This window comes from Pseudomonas sp. GR 6-02 (assembly GCF_001655615.1).
Classification (GTDB): Bacteria; Pseudomonadota; Gammaproteobacteria; order Pseudomonadales; family Pseudomonadaceae; genus Aquipseudomonas.
Map to the genome: position 1 here is coordinate 4,985,864 of NZ_CP011567.1, position 19,969 is coordinate 5,005,832.

At 59.0% G+C, this 19,969-nt stretch carries 18 protein-coding genes, 1 tRNA gene and 1 riboswitch; of the genes, 12 read left to right on the forward strand and 7 right to left on the reverse strand.

Annotated elements, in window-relative coordinates:
• Positions 1 to 39: 39 nt before the first annotated feature.
• A complete protein-coding gene (locus PGR6_RS21855; RefSeq protein WP_082920899.1) occupies positions 40 to 483 on the reverse strand; it encodes a hypothetical protein in 444 nt (147 codons plus the stop codon).
• Positions 484 to 695: 212 nt separating this feature from the next.
• Positions 696 to 932, reverse strand: a complete 237-nt coding sequence (locus tag PGR6_RS30490; protein ID WP_018926798.1) for a hypothetical protein — start codon at positions 930 to 932, stop codon at positions 696 to 698.
• A gap of 281 nt (positions 933 to 1,213) precedes the next feature.
• Positions 1,214 to 1,314: riboswitch (guanidine-I (ykkC/yxkD leader) on the forward strand.
• Positions 1,315 to 1,376: 62 nt separating this feature from the next.
• Between PGR6_RS30490 and PGR6_RS21865 the strand changes: the two genes are divergently transcribed.
• The 12 genes from PGR6_RS21865 (at position 1,377) to PGR6_RS21920 (ending at position 14,580) form a co-directional block, all read left to right on the forward strand.
• Positions 1,377 to 2,444 (forward strand): putative urea ABC transporter substrate-binding protein, encoded by a 1,068-nt coding sequence (locus tag PGR6_RS21865; protein ID WP_064619754.1) that lies wholly within the window; start codon positions 1,377 to 1,379, stop codon positions 2,442 to 2,444.
• A gap of 17 nt (positions 2,445 to 2,461) precedes the next feature.
• Complete coding sequence (locus tag PGR6_RS21870; RefSeq protein WP_064619757.1) at positions 2,462 to 3,277, forward strand: ABC transporter permease; 816 nt, start codon at positions 2,462 to 2,464, stop codon at positions 3,275 to 3,277.
• Positions 3,278 to 3,296: 19 nt separating this feature from the next.
• Entirely contained in the window at positions 3,297 to 4,085 is a 789-nt protein-coding gene (locus PGR6_RS21875) for an ABC transporter ATP-binding protein (RefSeq protein ID WP_064619760.1), read from the forward strand.
• A 12-nt stretch (positions 4,086 to 4,097) separates the two neighbouring features.
• On the forward strand, positions 4,098 to 4,823 hold the full coding sequence (locus tag PGR6_RS21880; RefSeq protein WP_064619763.1) for an urea amidolyase associated protein UAAP1: 726 nt from the start codon (positions 4,098 to 4,100) through the stop codon (positions 4,821 to 4,823).
• Positions 4,824 to 4,834: 11 nt separating this feature from the next.
• Complete coding sequence (locus PGR6_RS21885; protein WP_064619766.1) at positions 4,835 to 5,476, forward strand: urea amidolyase associated protein UAAP2; 642 nt, start codon at positions 4,835 to 4,837, stop codon at positions 5,474 to 5,476.
• A gap of 323 nt (positions 5,477 to 5,799) precedes the next feature.
• On the forward strand, positions 5,800 to 9,432 hold the full coding sequence (gene uca, locus PGR6_RS21890) for an urea carboxylase (RefSeq protein WP_064619769.1): 3,633 nt from the start codon (positions 5,800 to 5,802) through the stop codon (positions 9,430 to 9,432).
• Between the two features lie 25 nt (positions 9,433 to 9,457).
• A complete protein-coding gene (gene atzF / locus PGR6_RS21895; RefSeq protein WP_064619773.1) occupies positions 9,458 to 11,236 on the forward strand; it encodes an allophanate hydrolase in 1,779 nt (592 codons plus the stop codon).
• Between the two features lie 122 nt (positions 11,237 to 11,358).
• Entirely contained in the window at positions 11,359 to 11,577 is a 219-nt protein-coding gene (locus PGR6_RS21900; protein WP_019580865.1) for a cysteine-rich CWC family protein, read from the forward strand.
• A 33-nt stretch (positions 11,578 to 11,610) separates the two neighbouring features.
• Complete coding sequence (locus tag PGR6_RS21905) at positions 11,611 to 12,303, forward strand: pseudouridine synthase (protein ID WP_064619776.1); 693 nt, start codon at positions 11,611 to 11,613, stop codon at positions 12,301 to 12,303.
• Between the two features lie 316 nt (positions 12,304 to 12,619).
• Positions 12,620 to 13,504 (forward strand): alpha/beta fold hydrolase, encoded by an 885-nt coding sequence (locus tag PGR6_RS21910; RefSeq protein WP_018926808.1) that lies wholly within the window; start codon positions 12,620 to 12,622, stop codon positions 13,502 to 13,504.
• Between the two features lie 182 nt (positions 13,505 to 13,686).
• Positions 13,687 to 13,760: transfer RNA gene (locus PGR6_RS21915), tRNA-Gly, on the forward strand.
• A gap of 265 nt (positions 13,761 to 14,025) precedes the next feature.
• Positions 14,026 to 14,580, forward strand: a complete 555-nt coding sequence (locus PGR6_RS21920) for a hypothetical protein (protein WP_018926809.1) — start codon at positions 14,026 to 14,028, stop codon at positions 14,578 to 14,580.
• Between the two features lie 51 nt (positions 14,581 to 14,631).
• Here PGR6_RS21920 and PGR6_RS21925 read toward each other — a convergent pair whose 3' ends face one another.
• From PGR6_RS21925 to PGR6_RS21945, 5 genes are read right to left on the reverse strand one after another with little or no spacing between them, the layout of a single operon-like run.
• Complete coding sequence (locus PGR6_RS21925) at positions 14,632 to 14,949, reverse strand: cytochrome C oxidase subunit IV family protein (RefSeq protein ID WP_007935708.1); 318 nt, start codon at positions 14,947 to 14,949, stop codon at positions 14,632 to 14,634.
• A 13-nt stretch (positions 14,950 to 14,962) separates the two neighbouring features.
• Positions 14,963 to 15,676: a heme-copper oxidase subunit III family protein gene (locus PGR6_RS21930; protein WP_026286474.1), complete on the reverse strand. Its 714-nt coding sequence runs from the start codon at positions 15,674 to 15,676 to the stop codon at positions 14,963 to 14,965.
• Between the two features lie 6 nt (positions 15,677 to 15,682).
• On the reverse strand, positions 15,683 to 16,369 hold the full coding sequence (locus tag PGR6_RS21935) for a cytochrome c oxidase subunit 3 (RefSeq protein ID WP_064619779.1): 687 nt from the start codon (positions 16,367 to 16,369) through the stop codon (positions 15,683 to 15,685).
• Positions 16,366 to 18,141: a cytochrome c oxidase subunit I gene (gene ctaD / locus PGR6_RS21940; RefSeq protein WP_064619781.1), complete on the reverse strand. Its 1,776-nt coding sequence runs from the start codon at positions 18,139 to 18,141 to the stop codon at positions 16,366 to 16,368. Before ctaD ends, PGR6_RS21935 begins: the two co-directional genes overlap by 4 nt.
• Before the next feature lie 48 nt (positions 18,142 to 18,189).
• The gene (locus tag PGR6_RS21945) at positions 18,190 to 19,662 is read right to left on the reverse strand and encodes a cytochrome c oxidase subunit II (RefSeq protein ID WP_064619784.1); all 1,473 of its coding nucleotides are present in this window, start codon (positions 19,660 to 19,662) and stop codon (positions 18,190 to 18,192) included.
• Positions 19,663 to 19,969 lie beyond the last annotated feature (307 nt).

Genomic DNA, 19,969 nt, shown 5'->3' on the forward strand with positions numbered 1-19,969 from the left:
AAAAAAGCGGCGCTTCATGCGCCGCTTTCTATTGAGGAGTTAGCGACGGCCGCCTCGACCATCGTTATCGCCATGATCGCCTCTTCCGCCATGGTGATCCCGTCCACTGTGGCCCCGGGAATCGTCGTTCCAGTTGCCGCGACTACGACCATCCCAACCGTCGCGACGACCATCCCAACCACCGCGGTCATGACGGTCCCATCCGCGACTCTGGTTGCCGCGGTAGTCGTAATAGCGCGGTGCCGGTTGATAAACCCGCGGCTGGTAGTAATAACGTGGCGATGGCTGGTAATACCGTGCAGGCGGCGAGTAATACCTGCGCGGAGCTGTGTAGTAACCACCATCGGAGTAATACGGCGCTGGGGACGTGTAGACATCCGAGCGGTAGTAGCTGTCGCCATCGGAATAGGGCACGCACGCACCAAGAAACAATCCCGATAGAACGATCAGCAGAATATGGCGGAGCTGTTTTCGACAGAGCATGGCGGCCTCCTGGACCGCGAGTGAGCCACACCAGCGACGCTGGCAGGCGACAGTCAATTGTTCGGCGACTGTCGAAAGATAAGACAGTGAAATCGGGATCTGGTGCGTTTCTGTAACACGCCGATACAAGTAGCCGATGAAAGGTTTTTCATCCTGCGCAAAAGAAAACGGCGCCTGCGTAAGCCGCAGGCGCCGTTGTGCTCATGAGCCGTTTAGCGATGCCCGCGATCGTGATCACCATGGTAATAGCGAGGCCCACTGAAATAGTAGTAACGATAACCCCCGTAAAAGCGTGGGCCACCGTAGTAGTAAGGTGAGTAGTAATAGCCGGGGTAGTAATAAGGTGCCGGATAAACATCGGCGCCCCCTACATAGTAGTAACACCCGGACAGACCCAAACCAAAAAACACACTGAGCAGTATTTGGCGGAGCTTTTTCTGACAGAACATGGAGGCCTCCTGAAAGACCTGCAACGGCAGTCGAGTCACACCTGTTTTGACTTTAAAACAGGCACCGAGTGCCTGATCGCATCGACCTTCAGATCAGCGGCTAGCTGTCCTTCTACGGTGCATACCCATGCGCTGCGCACCATGACAAGGCAAAGCGCCCTCCCCTGTTTGTCTCGCCCTCCCTTCCATGCCCCCAGCCAGAGCGCTCAAGTCAACTTGGCACGGCTCTCGCTTAACCAAAGACGTGCAGGAGTCATCACAGGTTCGCGGCACCACAATTTGCAATGGCTGACTAGGGTTCCGGCTCGCAATCGCGAGTGACTGGTCCGAGAGTTGGCGACCTCCAGTTGAGGTTACACGGCGGGACAAAAGCCCGGGAGACAAGCCACCGTTCGCGGTGCCGCTGCCTTCCTGTCCGCCCTTGATCAACTGGAGAACCATCCCATGTCCCGACTTCGTTTACCCGCCCTGCTCGCCGCTGCTTTTGCAGCCCTCGTGAGCGTCTCGTCCCACGCCGCACAGAAAGACCATTTCAGCGTCTGCTGGACGATTTATGCCGGCTGGATGCCCTGGGAATATGCCGGCAGCCAAGGCATCGTCGACAAATGGGCGAAAAAGTACGGCATCAAGATTGATGTGGTGCAGCTCAACGACTACGTCGAATCCATCAACCAATACACCGCCGGCCAGTTCGACGGCTGCACCATGACCAACATGGACGCGCTGACCATTCCGGCTGCCGGTGGCGTCGACAGTACGGCGCTGATCGTCAGCGACTTCTCCAACGGCAACGACGGCATCGTGCTCAAAGGCGAAGGCAAGAAAGTCGCTGACCTCAAAGGCATGGACGTCAATCTGGTGGAGCTGTCCGTGTCCCACTATCTATTGGCCCGTGCTCTGGATTCGGTAGACCTCACCGAGAAGGACCTGAAAGTGGTCAACACCTCCGACGCCGACATCTCCGCCGCCTTCAACACCGAGCAGGTCAACGCTGTCACCACCTGGAACCCGATGCTCTCGGACATCAAGGCCAAGCCTGCGGTGACTGAAGTGTTCAATTCCAGCCAGATCCCCGGCGAAATCATGGACATGATGGTGGTCAACAGCGCCACCCTCAAAGACAACCCGGCCCTGGGCAAAGCCCTGACCGGCGCCTGGTTCGAAGTGGTCGCGTTGATGAACGCGAAAAACGCCACCAGCCAGGCCGCCCTCGAACACATGGCCAAAGCTTCGGGCACCGACCTGGCCGGTTTCCAGGCGCAACTAGACACCACCAAACTGTTCGCCACGCCCAAAGAAGCCCTGGCGTTCTCCACCAGCAAGCAACTGCCCGACACCATGCGCAAGGTCGCCGAGTTCTCGTTCCAGCACGGCTTGCTGGGTGAAGGCGCCAAGGACACCAGCGCCATCGGCATGGCCTTCGCCAATGGCGTGACCAGCGGCGATAAAGGCAACCTCAAGCTGCGCTTCGACCCGACTTACGTGCAGATGGCCGCCGACGCCAAGCTGTAAGACAGGAGGAGCTGGCCATGCGCCTGATCAATCGCCACCCGGATCGCCCGAGTCGCCTGCTGTTGGTGATCCTGCCGTTCGCCCTGGTGCTGTTCGCCTACTTCATGGGCTCGGCCGAACGGCTGATGGACAACCCCAACGACAAACTGCTGCCCAGTGCCGTGCAGATGACCGACGCGGTGAAACGCCTGGCCTTCACCGCCGACGCCCGCACTGGTGAATACCTGCTCTGGCAAGACACCGCCTCCAGCGTGCGGCGGTTGGCCATCGGCCTCGGCATCAGTGCGCTGGCCGGGCTGTGCCTGGGCATCGCCGCCGGTACGCTGCCGCTGTTTGGTGCGCCGTTGTCGCCCGTGCTGACGGTGCTGTCGATGGTGCCGCCGCTGGCGATCCTGCCGATTCTGTTCATCGTGTTCGGGTTGGGGGAGTTGTCGAAAGTGATGCTGATCGTGATCGGCATCACCCCATGCCTGGCCCGTGATCTGGAACAGCGCGCCCGGGAAATTCCGCTGGAATTGCTGATCAAGGCGCAGACCCTCGGTGCTTCAACCTGGACTCTGATGCTGCGCGTGGTGCTGCCGCAATTGCTGCCGCGCCTGCTGATCTCGTTGCGACTGATGCTCGGCTCGGCGTGGTTGTTTTTGATCGCCGCCGAAGCCATCGCCTCCACGGACGGTTTGGGTTACCGGATCTTCCTGGTGCGCCGCTACTTGGCGATGGACGTGATTCTGCCCTACGTGGCGTGGATCACCCTGCTCGCCTGGCTGATGGACTGGGGCCTCAAGCACCTGACCCAACGGGCCTTTCCCTGGCACCAAGGTGCCTCCAAATGAGTTATGAAGAGGCGCGGGCATGAGCTTCATCACAGTGAAAAACGTCTGGCAGCAATACGCCGATCAGGTGGTGCTTGAAGGGCTGAACCTGAGCGTCAACGAAGGTGAGTTCTGCACCTTGGTCGGCGCGTCGGGTTGCGGCAAATCGACCTTCCTGCGGCTATTGCTCGGCCAGGAACGCGCCAGTCGTGGCGAGATTCTGTTGGACGGTCAGGCATTGGCTGGCGAACCGGATTCGAGCCGTGGCGTGGTGTTCCAGCGCTATTCGGTGTTCCCGCACCTGACCGTGCTGGACAACGTCGCCCTCGGCCTCGAACTGCCGCGCTCGCCATTACTGGGGCGGTTGTTCGGCAGCACTAAGCAAGAGGCACGCGATCACGCCTCGGTCTTGCTGCACAAAGTCGGCCTTGGCCATTCACTGGACAAGTACCCGGCGCAGCTCTCAGGTGGTATGCAGCAACGACTGGCGATTGCCCAGGCGCTGATCATGAAACCCCGCGTGTTGCTCCTCGACGAACCGTTCGGCGCCCTCGATCCGGGCATCCGCAAAGACATGCACAGCCTGCTGCTGGAGCTGTGGCGCGAGACGCAACTGACGGTGTTCATGGTCACCCACGACCTGTCCGAAGGTTTCAGTCTCGGCACCCGCTTGCTGGTGTTCGACAAGGTCCGTGTCGACCCGCACGCCCCCGGCGCCTATGGCGCACGCATCACCTACGACATCCCTTTGAACAGCGACCGCCGCGCCAACCGCGCCGCCGTCGACGCCCTGCCAGCTCAGTTGGCAGGCACGCTTCGTATCGCTTAGAGGAATCTGCACATGACTGATTCGACCCAACTGTTCCCGCCGTTCGCCGAAGAAATGCTCCCCGGCGGCGGCCATCGTTCATTCGTCCTCAGACGCGGCCAATTGCTGCGCCTGACCGACCTGCGCGGCGGTGCCAACGTCAGCCTGACGTTGCTCAACGCCAACGAAAAAACCGAACGCCTGAATCTGCCCGACAGCCTCAAATGCCAACACACCGCCAAGCTCACCACCGGCCATTGCCTGTACTCGGACATGGGCCGCGTGCTGGCGGCCATCACCGCCGACACCTGTGGCTGGAGCGACAGCCTCGGCGGCGTGCTCTGCGCTGAAGAAGTCGCACAAAAATATGGCCAGGGCCGCTATCAAGAGCTGCGCAACGGTTTCTTCCGCAACGGCACCGACAACTTGTTGGTGGAGCTGGGCAAGTGGGGACTGGGCCTGTCCGACCTGCTGATGACGCTCAATCTATTCAGCCGTGTGAACGTCGATGAGGCCGGCCGTTTCCACTTCGTCGAAGGCAATTCCAAGGCCGGTGATTACATCGAGTTGTACGCGCCGATGGACACCCTGGTGGTACTCACCGCGTTGCAACACCCGATGGATCCGTCGCCGGAATACGCACCGAAACCGCTGAAGCTGAGCTGGATGAACGCCGATGCCAGCGTCGCCGAACACTGCCGCACCTCGCGCCCGGAAAACGAGCGCGGCTTCATCAACACCGACCGTCTGTTCGCCTGAGGATCGCTGCCATGTCACTCGCTATCGCCACCGCTCACAAGCAACCAGAAACAGCGGTCTACCGCGCCACCATCCCGGCCGGCGAACCCTGGTTGATGGAGGTCAAGGCCGGCCAGACCCTGCGTATCCTCGACCTGGAAGGCAATCAGGCGGTCGACACTTTGTTCTACAGCCTTGCCAATCCCAAGGAACGCTATGACGTGCAACGCACGTTGCGTCGGCAGAACAGCGTCTACCTGAGCACCGGCAGCGTGCTCTATTCCAACCTCGGCAAACCAATGCTGACCATCGTCGAAGACACCTGCGGGCGTCACGACACCCTCGGCGGTGCCTGCGCGCAAGAGAGCAACACCGTGCGTTACGCCCTGGAAAAACGCTACATGCACAGCTGCCGCGACAACTACCTGCGCGCCTGCGCCCACGACGGGCGCCTGGGCAAGGGCGACATCGGGCCGAACATCAATTTTTTCATGAATGTGCCGGTGACGGCCGATGGCGGGCTGACGTTTGAAGACGGGATTTCAGCGCCCGACAAATACGTCGACCTGCGCGCCGAGATGGACGTGATCGTGCTGATCTCCAACTGCCCGCAACTGAACAACCCGTGCAACGCCTACAACCCCACGCCTGCGGAGCTTTTGGTATGGAACTGAAACTTGCGCGTTTGCGGCGGTGGTTGTTTGCCCTGTGTCAGGCCCGCTCCGGCCAGTGCCTCAAACAACGCTGATCCCTGTGGCGAGGGAGCTTGCTCCCGCTGGGTCGCGAAGCGGCCCCAAACCCTGCTATCGCGCTATGTCTGACGGACCACAGCAGCAGGTTTTGCGACTGCTGCGCAGCCGAGCGGGAGCAAGCTCCCTCGCCACAAAAAAGCGTGAATTTTGTTCATCCGGGACGGCCCGGGTGCATCTCGAAAAACTGCGGGACGGCCCGCATCCCAGGTCGAGGCTGATGCGCTATCGCCTCCAGGGGTTATGCCATGTTCGAAAAAGTCCTCATCGCCAACCGTGGCGCCATTGCCTGCCGCATCCTGCGGACCCTGCGAGAGTTGCAGGTCAAGGGCGTCGCCGTTTACTCCGAAGCCGACGCCGCCAGCCTGCATATCCTGCAAGCCGATGAAGCTCACAGCCTGGGTGAAGGCGCCGCGGTCGGCACTTACCTTGCCGTGGACAAAATCCTCGCCATCGCCAAATCCACCGGCGCTACGGCGATCCATCCCGGCTACGGATTCCTCTCGGAAAACGCCGCGTTCGCCGAGGCCTGCGAAGCAGCCGATATCGCCTTCATCGGCCCCACGCCTGAGCAACTGCGCGTGTTTGGCCTCAAACACACCGCCCGCGCCCTGGCCAAACAACACGGCGTGCCGATGCTCGAAGGCACCGAACTGCTCGACAGCCTTGACGCGGCATTGATCGCCGGCGAACAGGTCGGCTACCCGGTGATGCTCAAAAGCACCGCCGGCGGTGGCGGCATCGGTATGCGCGTGTGCCGCAGCGCCGCCGAATTGGGCGAATCCTTCGAAGCGGTCAAACGCCTCGGGCAGAACAACTTCAGCGACGCCGGTGTGTTCATCGAAAAGTACATCCAGCGCGCGCGACATCTGGAAGTGCAGGTGTTCGGCGACGGCCAGGGCGAGGTGATTGCCCTCGGCGTGCGCGACTGTTCGGTGCAGCGGCGCAACCAGAAAGTCCTTGAAGAAACCCCGGCACCCAACCTGCCCGACGGCATGGCCGAAGCGCTCTGCCTTGCCGCGATCAAACTCGCCAAGGCAGTGAATTACCGCAGCGCCGGCACCGTGGAGTTCGTCTTCGACAGTGACGCCCAGCGTTTCTATTTTCTTGAAGTGAACACCCGTTTGCAGGTGGAGCACGGTGTCACCGAGCAAGTGTGGGGCGTGGATCTGGTGCGCTGGATGGTGGAACTGGCGGCCGGAGATTTACCGCCATTGAACGCATTGAGCCAAGGCTTGAAAGCCAACGGCCACGCGATCCAGGCAAGGCTCTACGCCGAAGATCCGGGGCGCGATTTTCAACCGAGCCCCGGTCTGCTGACGGCGGTAAGTTTCCCCGTCGCCGATGGCAAACACCTGCGCATCGACACGTGGGTCGAGGCCGGTTGCGAGATCCCTCCGTACTTCGACCCGATGATCGCCAAGCTCATTCGCTGGGCGCCGACTCGCGAAGAGGCTCGCGCTGATCTGCTCCAAACCTTGGGCGACAGCCTGCTGTACGGCGTGGAAACCAACCGCGATTACCTGCGACAGATTCTGCTCGATGTGCCCTTTGCCAGCGGCCAGCCATGGACCCGTTGTCTGGAAGCGCTGGTCTACCAGGCCAACACCTTCGAGGTGATCAGCGCCGGCACCCAGACCAGCGTTCAGGACTATCCGGGGCGTCTTGGTTACTGGGCGGTGGGCGTGCCGCCGTCGGGGCCGATGGACAGTCGTGCATTGCGTTTGGGTAATCTTTTACTGGGTAACGATGAAGGCGCAGCGGCCCTGGAAATCACCATGAGCGGGCCGATGCTGCGCTTCAATTGTGATGCGGTTGTGGCGGTGACCGGTGCGCAGATTCCATTGACGCTGAACGGCGAAGCGGCACCGATGAACACCGCGCTGCTGATTCCGGCCGGGGCCACAGTACATCTCGGCACAATCGCCGGTGCAGGCGCTCGCAGCTATCTGTGCCTGCGCGGCGGCCTGCAAGTACCGGATTACCTGGGCAGCAAAAGTACCTTCACCCTCGGTCAGTTCGGTGGCCATGGCGGTCGTGCGTTGCGTGCCGGGGACGTGTTGCATGTGCCAGCCTTGATCGACCGTAGCGCGGGTGTTCAATTGCCTGATGAGCAGGTCACCGAGTTGCCGGCCGTGCGGCAAATTCGGGTGATCTACGGCCCCCATGGCGCGCCGGAATACTTCACCGAACACTACATCGGCACCTTCTTCGCCACTCAATGGGAAGTGCATTTCAACTCCAGCCGCACCGGTGTGCGGCTGATCGGGCCGAAGCCGGAATGGGTACGGGCCGACGGTGGCGAAGCCGGGTTGCATCCCTCGAATATTCACGACAATCCGTACGCCATTGGCGCGGTGGATTTCACCGGTGATATGCCGGTGATCCTCGGTCCCGATGGTCCGAGCCTCGGTGGGTTCGTCTGCCCGGTGACGGTGATCGAAGCGGATCTTTGGCAGCTCGGGCAGCTCAAGGCTGGAGACAAGGTGCAGTTCCAACCAGTCGATCTCGAGACCGCCCGTAACCTCGCCTTGAAATGGGATTCCTGTGGGAGCTGGCTTGCCTGCGATGAGGCCCGATCAGACACCGCATCAACTTCATCGCAGGCAAGCCAGCTCCCACAGGGGGTTGTGTCGCCTGTGATGCTGGATATCGGCCAGGGAGATACACGGTTGGTCGCCCGGTTGTCGGGGGATACTCACCTGTTACTGGAAATCGGCGCACCGGAACTGGACCTGGTACTGCGCTTCCGCGCCCACGCGCTGATGCAGGCATTGGAAAGCAAACAGCTGCACGGGGTGATCGACCTGACGCCGGGCATCCGTTCGCTGCAGGTGCATTACCAACCGGAGCAACTGCCGCTTGCCGATCTGCTGGGCATCGTCGCCGGTGAGTGGGACGCCGTGTGCGCCGCCAAAGACTTGCAGGTTCCCTCACGCATCGTGCACCTGCCGCTGTCGTGGGATGACCCCGCTTGCCAGTTGGCCATCGAGAAATACATGACCACCGTGCGCAAGGACGCCCCATGGTGCCCGAGCAACCTGGAGTTCATCCGCCGCATCAACGATCTGCCGAACCTCGACGAAGTGCAGCGCACGGTGTTCGACGCCAGCTATCTGGTGATGGGGTTGGGCGATGTCTACCTCGGCGCTCCGGTCGCCACCCCGCTCGACCCACGGCATCGTCTGGTCACCACCAAATACAACCCGGCCCGCACCTGGACCGCTGAAAACTCGGTGGGCATCGGTGGCGCCTATATGTGCGTATACGGCATGGAAGGCCCCGGTGGTTATCAATTCGTCGGCCGGACCTTGCAGATGTGGAATCGCTACCGCGAGGTCGCCGCGTTCGATGGCAAACCGTGGCTGTTGCGGTTCTTCGATCAAATCCGCTTCTACCCGGTAAGCGCCGATGAACTGCTGCGCATTCGACGGGACTTTCCGCTCGGGCGCTTCGCTCTGAACATCGAGCACAGTCAGTTGAACCTGGCGGATTACCAGGCGTTTCTGGCGAAGGAAGCCAACAGCATTGCGGCGTTTCGAGATCAGCAAAAAGGTGCGTTCAACGCCGAGCGCGAGCGCTGGATCGCCAGCGGTCAGGCGCATTTCGACAGTGAAGAACCGACGCCGCAAGTGACCGAAGAGGCGCTGTTGGCCGACGGTCAGCAGAGCATCGACAGCCACATCGCCGGCAACCTCTGGCAGGTTCAGGTGGAGGTCGGCAGCCAAGTGGTCGCCGGTGATGTGCTGGTGATTCTGGAGTCGATGAAGATGGAAATCCCGCTGCTCGCGCCCATGGCCGGTGTGGTACGCGAGATTCGTGTGCAACCGGGTTCGCCAGTGCGCGCCGGACAGCGCGTCGTGGTGCTGGAACTCGACTGAAGCCATTTCAACAAGGATCTGAACCATGAACATTAATCTGCAACTCGACGCCCTGCGCAACGCTTACCGTGATGGCCACATCACGCCTCGGCAATTGCTGCCGAGCCTGCGGGAAAAAGCCGCGGCGCTGAACCCGGACTATCACTTGTTCATCCATTTACTCAGCGCCGAGGAACTGGAACCGTACCTCGCCGCCCTCGATGGTCGTGACCCAGACAGCCTGCCGCTGTACGGCGTGCCGTTCGCGATCAAGGACAATATCGATCTGGCGGGCATTCCGACCACGGCGGCGTGCCCGGCGTTTGCCTACGTGCCGGAGCGTTCGGCGACCATCGTCGAGCAACTGCTGGCGCTGGGTGCAATCCCGCTGGGCAAGACCAATCTCGACCAGTTCGCCACCGGCCTCAACGGCAGCCGCTCGCCGTATGGCGCTTGCCCGAACAGCGTGTTGCCGGAATATCCGTCGGGCGGTTCCAGCGCCGGCTCTTCACTGGCGGTGGCGCTCGGCGTGGCGAGTTTTGCCCTGGGCACCGACACCGCAGGTTCCGGGCGCGTACCGGCGGCGCTGAACAATCTGGTCGGTTTGAAAGCCACCAAAGGGCTGATCTCAACGGCCGGGGTGGTTCCGGCCTGTCGCACGCTCGATTGCGTCACGACCTTTACGGCCACAGCCCGGGAAGCCAGTCAATTGTTGGCACTGACCGCTCATCTCGACCCACGGGATGAATACAGCCGCAGCAATCCGCTGTGGAATGACGGCTCGGCCTTCGGCGCGCCGCGCGTGTTTCGTTTCGGTGTGCCCCGTGCGCAGGACCTGGCGTTCTTCGGCTGCCCTGAAGGCCCGTTGTTGTTTGGCGACGCCATCGACCAGCTTAAAGCCCTGGGCGGTGAAGCGGTCGAACTGGATTTGTCGCCCTTCCTGGAAGCGGCGCGGTTGCTCTACGAAGGGCCATGGGTGGCCGAGCGTTACAGCCTGGCCGGCAAATTGATGGAGCAAAATCCTCAAGCCGTGTTGCCAGTGATTCGTGCCGTGCTGGCCAAGGCCCCGGCGGTGACCGGCGTGCAAACCTTCCGCGCCCACTACCGACTGCAAGCCTTGAAGGCGCTGTGCGACAGAGTATTGGAGGGCCTCGACTGCGTGCTGACGCCAACCATTGGCCGTCCGGTGACATTGGCGGAACTTGCCGCCGAACCGGTACTGCGCAACTCGGAACTGGGCTACTACACCAACTTCATGAACCTGCTCGATTACGCTGCCGTCGCCGTGCCCAGCGGATTGATGGGCAATGGTTTGCCATGGGGCGTGACCTTGTTTGGTCGCGCGTTTACCGATCAGTATCTGTTGAGCGTGGCAGATGCCCTGCAACGTCAGCAGGGCCTGGCGTCACCCGCACCGGCCGCCATCGCGCGCAATGACCGGGCACGACTGGTGGTCTGCGGCGCGCACCTGGAGGGGCTGGCGCTGAACTGGCAACTCAAACAGCGTGGAGCGCGGCTGGTAGAAACAACTCAGAGTTCTCCCGACTATCAGCTGTATGCCTTGGCCGGCGGCCCACCGTATCGCCCCGGCATGGTCCGCGTTAAAGAGGGCGGCGTGGCGATTGCGGTGGAAGTCTGGGAATTGCCGAGCAGTGAGCTGGGGTCGTTCCTCACCGGGATTCCCGCTCCACTGGGATTGGGCAAGGTGCAACTGGCGGATGGGCGTTGGGAGAGCGGGTTTATCTGTGAGCCGTATGGGTTGGACGGGGCGGTGGAAATCAGTCATTTGGGCGGGTGGCGGGCGTATTTGAAAAGCCTGGGTTGATCGCCTGATCACCGGCAAGGCTCCTTCAGGAATGTGCGAGCGTTAGCTTGCACATGGCAGCTTGCGGGACGATCATGCGCAGCTCGGGCCAAGCAAACCGGCCATTACCAAATGACCCTTTCATGAATAAGCCAGACCTCTGCCCGGCCTGTGGCGCTTCCAACGACTGCAGCCTGGCCGACCCACGAACCGTCGATCGTGCCTGCTGGTGCTACGGCGTCAGCATCGACCCGGCGGTGTTCGAAACGCTGCCGGCCGAGCTGCGTGACAAGTCCTGCCTGTGCCCGGCCTGCGCCCGGGTCGAGGCGCAGTTGCAAGCAGCCGCCTGGCCGATCACGTAACATACGCAGCCCTTTTCCCACCGATCCCTGGCCATGCGCGTTGACCGTTTCCTCAGCAACCTGCCCCGCTTCAACCGCAAGCAGGTACGCCTGTTGCTGGTGGAAAAGCGCGTCAGGGTCGACGGAACTATCGTCAGCGACCCTCACGCCGAGGTTCTCGAGTTCAGCCGCGTGGAAGTCGACGACGAAGTGCTGCAGGTCGGTAAACCGGCCCGCTACTTCATGCTGCACAAACCGCCCGGCTGCGTCAGTGCGACCCGCGACCCGCAACACCCGACGGTGCTCGACCTGATCCATGAAGCGGACAAGGATGACCTGCACATCGCCGGTCGCCTGGACTTCAACACCACCGGCCTGATGCTGATCACCAACGACGGCACCTGGTCGCGACGCCTGACCCAGCCACAGACCAAACTGCCCAAGGTGTACTACGTCGAGACGGAGCAGGAGATCACTGCCGACTACGCGATCACGTTCGCCAAAGGCCTGTACTTCGCCTTCGAAGACCTCACAACCCAGCCTGCCGAACTGGTCTTGCTCGGGGCAAAATCGGCGCGCCTGAGCATCGTCGAGGGCCGTTATCATCAGGTAAAACGGATGTTCGGCCACTTCGACAACAAGGTATTGCGCCTGCACCGCGAACGCATGGGGCCGCTGCTGCTCGACGACGCGCTGAAGCCCGGCGAATACCGGCCGTTGAGCGTCGAAGAGATCCGATTGATCTAAGCCGACGACCGCTCAGCAGAAGTTGTCGAACATTTTTCGAAAGATACTTGCGCGATGACGTGACCCCTGCTTGAATCAGGACGTCGGCGCGAAATGTGACCGACGAGTCACCAAAACTACTCTAAGAAACTTTTTGCCGGCAGAGAACCCTCAGGTTCCGCCTTCCCCCGGCAAACTGCCCGCTTATAACAATACCCGTCGACCGGCGTGCAATGGATCGACATGGGCCTTCAAAAATTCCAGGCGTATGCCTACCTGTCACAAAGCTCGTGCAATCTGATTTGCGCGCATACCCGCTTGCCAGGAGTCTTATGTCATGAGGCCAGAAATCGCTGTGCTGGATATACAGGGTCAGTATCGGGTTTACACGGAGTTCTATCGCGCAGACGCCGCAGAAAAGACCATCATTCTGGTCAACGGCTCGATGTCCACGACTGCGTCGTTTGCCCAAACCGTGAAAAACCTTTATCCGCAGTTCAATGTGGTGTGCTACGACCAGCCCTACGCGGGCAAGTCCAAGGCTCACAACCTGCATGAGAAAATGCTGACCAAGGAAATCGAAGGGCAGATCCTCCTGGAGCTGATCGACCACTTCGCCGCCGAACACGTGCTGTCGTTCTCCTTTGGTGGCGCCGCCACGCTCGTCGCCCTAGCCCACCGGCCACGGCGCATCGAAAAGGCTGTGATCAGCTCGTTCTCGCCGGTGGTCAACGAGCACATGCTCGACTACCTTCAGCGCGGTGTCGATTACCTCGGCAACCGGGACGGTGACCGCGTCGGCCATCTGGTGAACAGCACCATCGGCAAACACCTGCCTTCGCTGTTCAAGCGCTTCAACCACCGTCACGTCAGTTCGTTGGCCGAACACGAATACGGGCAGATGCACTTCCACATCAGCGACGTGCTCAACAGCGACCGCAACTGCTACCTGAACGCGGCAAAGAAAATCAATGTGCCAGTGCTGTTCATGAACGGCGAATGGGACGAGTACACCGCCCCCGCCGATGCCAGGCTGTTCGCCGGCCATGTGCAACACAGCACCTTCAGCACCCTTCAGGCCACCGGCCACTTCCTCGACATGGAACACAAAACCGCTTGCCAAGACAGCCGTAACGCACTGCTGGGCTTCCTGAAACCGACGCAACTCGAAAGCCGACCGCGTTACCAGTACGTCCAGGACCACCATGCATTTGCAATCTGAAACAGAGTCATCGCGAGCAAGTCCCGCCCTACTGTGTTGAACGTACTCCCGTAGGCGCGAGGCTTGCCCGCGAATGACCGCCAAGCGGTCCCTGTTTGTGTTTCACCCGACGCTAAAGCCATCGCGCATAAAGAAAAACTTCAAATCCGCGCTCACATCTGGTACAAAGTCAGCCGCTCTAAGCGGGTGTCGTATAATGGCATTACTCCAGCTTCCCAAGCTGATAACGAGGGTTCGATTCCCTTCACCCGCTCCAATCAGATTTCAGTCTCACGTCGTTTCTTGACGGGGGATGCAAGTAAAGAAAAAACCGGCCTTGATGGCCGGTTTTTTTGTGCCTGGGATTTGGGGGCCCTCCAGTCCTTGACACCTCCGGCCCCGCATACTAGCGAATGCTATACTTCCTACGGATTGCATGAAGTGTGCAACGTTCCCCACGGGCGCAGATACCGACTGCAAATCTCAGTTTACGGCTGCGGGACAGAGGAGGCCTACGGCCAACACGAGATGGGAGGTGTGGCATGAACCGACACTATTACATCAGTGACAATCTCGACGATCTCGAAGCCCTTGAAACCGAACTGGAAGCCAACGGCATCAATACCGAACAAATTCATGTGCTCAGCGAACAAGTGGCTGATGTTGAAGAACATCATCTCCACGAGGTCAACTCGTTGATGAAACAGGATGTTGTTCACTCTGGCGAGATTGGTGCAGTGGTTGGTGTGCCACTCGCAGCGCTGATCCTTGGCGGTGCCTATTGGCTGGGCTGGACCGAAACCGCCGCAGGCTGGGTACCTTTTATCTTCCTTGCCATTGTTATATTTGGCTTCTGCATCTGGGAAGGCGGCTTTTTTGGTATTCAGGTACCTAACGCGCACTTCCGCAACTTTAAACAGATGGTGGAAGACGGCAAACATATCTTCTTCGTGGATGTTGATCCGAATCAGGAGCCGGTATTGGATCGGGTCATTGAACATCATCCAAAACTGAAGATCGCCGGCACGGGTACGGCATCCCCTCACTGGACAGTCGCCTGGCTGCACAAATGGCATCAGTTCAAGCGAACGATATAACGCCATTTATTGCGGGTTGACCCCGGAGGCTCAAAGCCCTCCGTAAGCTGTTTATTGACCGAAGAAGATGACCCGGCTGAGGAAAACATAATCCGCCTCGGTGGCCATCAACCCGACGAGCACCAGCAAACACAACGGTGGCACCAATATGGCGTAGACCATGGCCAACCGTTCCCAGGCCATGTGCATGAAGATGGAGACAATTAAACCTGCCTTCAACAACATGAAAGTGATAATCAGGGCCCACCGAAGGTAGCCATGGAAGTGAAAATAATCGACCAGATACGACATCGTGCTGAGGACGAATAACAGCCCCCAGATTTTGAGGTACAAACTGATCGGATGTTGTTGACCCTGAGCATGCGCCATCACCCGCGCTCCTCTACCATAAATAGAAGAAAGCAAAAATAAACACCCACACCAAGTCCACGAAGTGCCAGTAAAGCCCGGCTATTTCGACGTTCTGATAATTTCCGGAGCGCTCATAATCTCCTCGCATGACTTTCATCGCCACAATGCTGAGATAGATGGCGCCGATTGACACATGCAGTCCGTGAAAACCGGTAATCATGAAGAAGCTGGCCCCAAATTGCGCCGCGCCCATGGGGTTCCCCCAGGGACGCACGCCTTCGGCGATAAGCTTGCTCCATTCAAATGCCTGCATGCTGACGAAGGTCACGCCCAAGGCAGCGGTCGCCAGCATCAGGGCTGTGGTTTTCGCGCGATCACGGCGATAGGCGAAGTTAACAGCCATGGCCATGGTGCCGCTGCTGCTGATCAGCACAAAGGTCATGATGGCAATCAGAATAAGCGGGATTTCTCTACCGCCAATCGTCAATGCGAACACTTCACTGGGGTTCGGCCAAGGGGCGGTGATGGTCATGCGGACCGACATGTAGCCGGTTAAAAAACAGGTGAATATAAACGTGTCGCTAAGCAGGAATATCCACATCATCGCCTTGCCCCAGGGGACCTGCCTGAAAGCCTCCCTATCCGAGGCCCAGTCGCTGGCGATGCCCTGCCATCCCGGGGCAGGCGGCGGGCTTGGTGGATTGGATGAACTTGACTCGGCCGGTGCTAATGGGTGCGATGCCATGGCTTTTCACCTCAGGCCGCAGAATCTGGCGATGGCTTCATAGGTTTGCGGCGTGCTGGTCAGCAGCGCGAAGAGCACGAACCAAAGACCCAATAAGTAGTGCCAATAGGTGGTACAGAGCTCTACGCTGACGCGCAGTTGCGGCAACGGCACGTGACGCAGGAATTTAACGACGGTTATGCCCCAGGCAATCAACCCGCCCAGCAGGTGAAGGCCATGCACACCGGTCAACAGGTAGAAGAAACTGTTGGCCGGATTGCTGGCGACAAAGTAGCCCCAGGCGACAAACTGCTGCCAGACCCAGACTTGTCCCGTCAGAAAGGCAATTGCAAATACCCCCCCCACGACAAAACCCATGACCGTTGCGTCCAGTCGAGCCTGTCGGGCGGCCATGCGCGACCACTGCAGTGCGATGCAACTCAGTACCAGAAAAGCCGAATTCACCCACAACGGCCATGGGTTGGCTAAAGGCGCCAAGGGGTCTGTCAGGGGTAGCCAGTCGGCCATTTGTGAGCGGGCAATGAAGGCGAGCAGGAAGAGAAAGAATAACGAACTCACCACAGCCAGAAACAAGCGCAGGCCTACCCTTGCGGTTCGGCTTCTATCGGCGTCGACCTGAATACCTTCAGGATCGCGATTCCAACTGCCGCCGGGGTCAGCGTCGTCGGCGTTTCTCAATAGCAGTCTGTTCATGTTTTAACGTCCGCTATCTTGGTTCCGGCACTGAGTTGCCGCATTTGCTCCAGCTCCTCGGCAGAGACCGTTTGCGGCACGAAATCCTGCTCTATCCCCGGCACGCTGTAGTCATAGGCCCAGCGATGCACCACCGGCAGTTTCGCTCCCCAGTTACCGTGTACCGGTGGGGTGTTCGGTGTTTGCCATTCCAGGCTGGCCGCGCCCCAGGGATTACTGCCTGCGGGCTTACCTTTAAATACACTCCAGGCCATGTTGAACACGAACAGCAACTGGGAAACGCCGACGGTCAATGCGACCACCGTAATGAAGGCATTCAACTCTTGCGCCGACTGCGGGATGAACGCGTAGTTTTCATAGGCGTAGTAACGGCGCGGCATACCCTGGAAACCCAAGTAGTGCATGGGGAAGAAAATGGCGTAGGTACCCAGGAAGGTAATCCAGAAATGCAGCTTGCCCAGGGTGTCGTTAAACATGCGCCCGGTGACTTTTGGAAACCAATGATAGATGCCGCCGAACACCACCAGTACCGGTGCGACCCCCATGACCATATGGAAATGGGCGACGACGAAATAGGTGTCCGAGAGCGGAATGTCCACAATCACATTGCCGAGAAACAACCCGGTCAGACCGCCCACCAGGAAGGTGACGATAAAGGCCAGGGCAAACAGCATCGGCACGGTCAGATGAATGTCGCCCCGCCACAGGGTCAACACCCAGTTATAGACTTTCAGTGCAGTCGGCACTGCGATGATCAAGGTGGTGACGGCGAAGAAAAAGCCAAAGTACGGGTTCATCCCGCTGACATACATATGGTGCGCCCAGACCACAAAGCTGAGCACGCCAATCGCAATAATCGCCCACACCATCATTCGGTAGCCGAAGATATTTTTACGCGCATGGGTGCTGATCAAGTCGGAGACCAGGCCAAATGCAGGAAGAGCCACGATGTAGACTTCCGGGTGGCCGAAGAACCAGAACAGGTGCTGGAATAATATCGGGCTGCCGCCCTGATGATTGAGCTGCTGCCCCAGCGAGATGATCGCCGGCATAAAGAAGCTGGTACCCAATAGTTTGTCGAACAGCATCATGACCGCGCTGACAAACAACGCAGGGAAGGCCAGCAAGGCCATGATCGAGGCCATGAAGATTCCCCATACGGAGAGCGGCATGCGGAACAATGTCATGCCGTGCGTGCGTGCCTGCAATACCGTGGTGACGTAGTTCAGCCCGCCCATGGTGGCGGCGACAATAAAAATCGCCAGTGAGATGAGCATCAGGACAATGCCCCACTCGACCCCCGGTGTCCCCTTGGTGATGGACTGCGGCGGATAGAGCGTCCAGCCCGAACCGGTGGGACCGCCCGGCACAAAGAAACCGGCGAGCAATACCAGTACCGCCACCAGGTAGAACCAGTAGCTCAGCATGTTGACGTAGGGGAAGACCATGTCGCGGGCGCCCACCATCAGTGGGATCAGATAGTTACCGAAGCCACCCAGAAACAGGGCCGTCAGCAAATAAATGACCATGATCATGCCGTGCATGGTCATCGCCTGATAGTAAGTATTGGCGTCCATGAACGCCAAACTGCCGGGGAAGCCTATCTGTAAGCGCATCAAGTCGGACAACACCACGGCGATAAGCCCCACGAACAGAGCCGTCAAGGAGTATTGAATGGCTATGACCTTGTGGTCCTGACTCCAGATGTATTTGGTCAGGAAACTTTTAGGCTCGTGCAGTGCTTCTGTTTCGGCTTGCTCCGCATAGGCCATCACGTCATCCTCCTGTCGAAGTTTCGGTGTACTGCTGGCTGCTTACGGCTATTTCCCTGGCTGCGCCTTGCTCGTATCAGCGTCGGCATTCGCTTTGGATTTGATAAAAGCGATCAGTGCATTCAACTCCTTATCGCTGGGAGCAAAGACCGGCATGACGGGTGCATATCCCTTGACGATTTTGGCAGCGGGATTAAGAACCGAGTCTTTTATATAGCCCTCATCGACCTTGATGCTCGTACCGTCGGCAAGGGTTTCGGTCTTGCCGTACAGACCCTGCCAGCTGGGACCGATGCCCTTGCTGCCATCGACACTGTGGCAGGCCAGGCAGCCGAGCGATTCAGCCAACTGCTGTCCCTGCGCCGCCAGGTCCTCACCTGGGCCCGGCGCTTGGCCGGCAGCAGATTCGTCGCCTTGTCGCGCAGCACCCAGTGATTTGATCAGGGCGATGAGTGCACCCAGTTCATCGTCATTGAGAGTATAGGTCACCATGACCGGCGGGTAGCCTTGTACCAGGCGGGCCTTCGGATCGAGGATCGACTCTTTCAGGTAAGCCTCATCGACCTGCACACTGCTGCCATCGGCAAGCTGTTCAGTGCGGCCATACAAGCCCTTCCATCCCGGGCCGAGACTGGCACTGCCATCCTGGCTATGGCAGGCCCCGCAACCGTATTTTTCGACCAACTGGCGGCCTTTTTCCAGCACGCTGTCCTGACTGGGCTTGGCAGCCGCGGCTAATGTCTGTGCAAACGTCGGTTGGCTTTTCAGCCATTGATCGAAGGCGCCCTGCTCTTCCACGATCATCTGGCCGCGCATGTTGTAATGACCGACACCACAATATTCAGCGCAAAGAATTTCATACTTTCCGGTTTTGGTCGGAGTAAACCAAAAGTACGACACCATCCCCGGCACCATGTCCATCTTGCTGCGGATTTGCGGAACATAGAAATCGTGCAGCACATCTTTGGATCGCAGTAAAACTTTCACCGGCTTATCGAGCGGAAGACGAACTTCATTGCTTTTTATCAGTACATCGTCCTGCCCGGCAGGATCATTGGGATCAAGGCCGAGGGGGTTGGTGGAATCAACAAATTTGATATCTGACTTACCCAACTTCCCGTCTTGGCCAGGGAAGCGAAAGGCCCACTGCCACTGCTGGGCGATCACTTCAAGTTCATAGGCATTTTTCGGTACCCGGATAAAATCATCGTAAACAACCAGGCCTGGCGCCAGCATGGCGACAATACCTACCGAAGTAACGATAATTAACCATAGTTCCAGTTTTTTACTTTCTGGTTGGTAGTGCGCCCTGGATCCCTCCTTGTGACGATAACGCATCACCGCCACCGCCATAAAAACCGTGATGGCGATGAAGAATATTCCGCTAATGATCAGGGTGATAAACAGGGTGGTGTCTATGGATCCCCAGTTGGAAGCTGCCGGTGTTGCATGCCAAGGCGCGAGTATATGGAAGAGTACTGATGCAATAACGATTAGTATCAAGATAATTGCTATTGCCATGTTCTCTTCATCCTGTTCCTGTTGCTCATTGGTTATGCCAAAGCATCGCCACTGACGTCCAAGCAGGGCAGACAACTGCCACCCATCCCGGTGGCAAAGTCAGTAAGAAGTATAGAGCCATCGGGCTGTACCGTGAGGCGGGCAAGCGAGGCCCGGTTGCCAGCTATACTCAATTTCAGATTACGGACGGCAGGGATCGGCCAGAAGCGGCCCAAAAGACGAACCCTGCCTGTGCGTAGCAGTCAGATAAGTGATGGTATTGAGAACAACAGCCACAAAATCCAGCAGTCCACGACGGAGGTTTCGT

What these genes read in the sequence shown, in the direction of transcription:
- PGR6_RS21855 (WP_082920899.1), bottom strand. Translation starts at nt 483, where the DNA reads ATGCTCTGTCGAAAACAGCTCCGCCATATTCTGCTGATCGTTCTATCG.
- PGR6_RS30490 (WP_018926798.1), bottom strand. Translation starts at nt 932, where the DNA reads ATGTTCTGTCAGAAAAAGCTCCGCCAAATACTGCTCAGTGTGTTTTTT.
- PGR6_RS21865 (WP_064619754.1), top strand. Translation starts at nt 1,377, where the DNA reads ATGTCCCGACTTCGTTTACCCGCCCTGCTCGCCGCTGCTTTTGCAGCC.
- PGR6_RS21870 (WP_064619757.1), top strand. Translation starts at nt 2,462, where the DNA reads ATGCGCCTGATCAATCGCCACCCGGATCGCCCGAGTCGCCTGCTGTTG.
- PGR6_RS21875 (WP_064619760.1), top strand. Translation starts at nt 3,297, where the DNA reads ATGAGCTTCATCACAGTGAAAAACGTCTGGCAGCAATACGCCGATCAG.
- PGR6_RS21880 (WP_064619763.1), top strand. Translation starts at nt 4,098, where the DNA reads ATGACTGATTCGACCCAACTGTTCCCGCCGTTCGCCGAAGAAATGCTC.
- PGR6_RS21885 (WP_064619766.1), top strand. Translation starts at nt 4,835, where the DNA reads ATGTCACTCGCTATCGCCACCGCTCACAAGCAACCAGAAACAGCGGTC.
- uca (WP_064619769.1), top strand. Translation starts at nt 5,800, where the DNA reads ATGTTCGAAAAAGTCCTCATCGCCAACCGTGGCGCCATTGCCTGCCGC.
- atzF (WP_064619773.1), top strand. Translation starts at nt 9,458, where the DNA reads ATGAACATTAATCTGCAACTCGACGCCCTGCGCAACGCTTACCGTGAT.
- PGR6_RS21900 (WP_019580865.1), top strand. Translation starts at nt 11,359, where the DNA reads ATGAATAAGCCAGACCTCTGCCCGGCCTGTGGCGCTTCCAACGACTGC.
- PGR6_RS21905 (WP_064619776.1), top strand. Translation starts at nt 11,611, where the DNA reads ATGCGCGTTGACCGTTTCCTCAGCAACCTGCCCCGCTTCAACCGCAAG.
- PGR6_RS21910 (WP_018926808.1), top strand. Translation starts at nt 12,620, where the DNA reads ATGAGGCCAGAAATCGCTGTGCTGGATATACAGGGTCAGTATCGGGTT.
- PGR6_RS21920 (WP_018926809.1), top strand. Translation starts at nt 14,026, where the DNA reads ATGAACCGACACTATTACATCAGTGACAATCTCGACGATCTCGAAGCC.
- PGR6_RS21925 (WP_007935708.1), bottom strand. Translation starts at nt 14,949, where the DNA reads ATGGCGCATGCTCAGGGTCAACAACATCCGATCAGTTTGTACCTCAAA.
- PGR6_RS21930 (WP_026286474.1), bottom strand. Translation starts at nt 15,676, where the DNA reads ATGGCATCGCACCCATTAGCACCGGCCGAGTCAAGTTCATCCAATCCA.
- PGR6_RS21935 (WP_064619779.1), bottom strand. Translation starts at nt 16,369, where the DNA reads ATGAACAGACTGCTATTGAGAAACGCCGACGACGCTGACCCCGGCGGC.
- ctaD (WP_064619781.1), bottom strand. Translation starts at nt 18,141, where the DNA reads ATGGCCTATGCGGAGCAAGCCGAAACAGAAGCACTGCACGAGCCTAAA.
- PGR6_RS21945 (WP_064619784.1), bottom strand. Translation starts at nt 19,662, where the DNA reads ATGGCAATAGCAATTATCTTGATACTAATCGTTATTGCATCAGTACTC.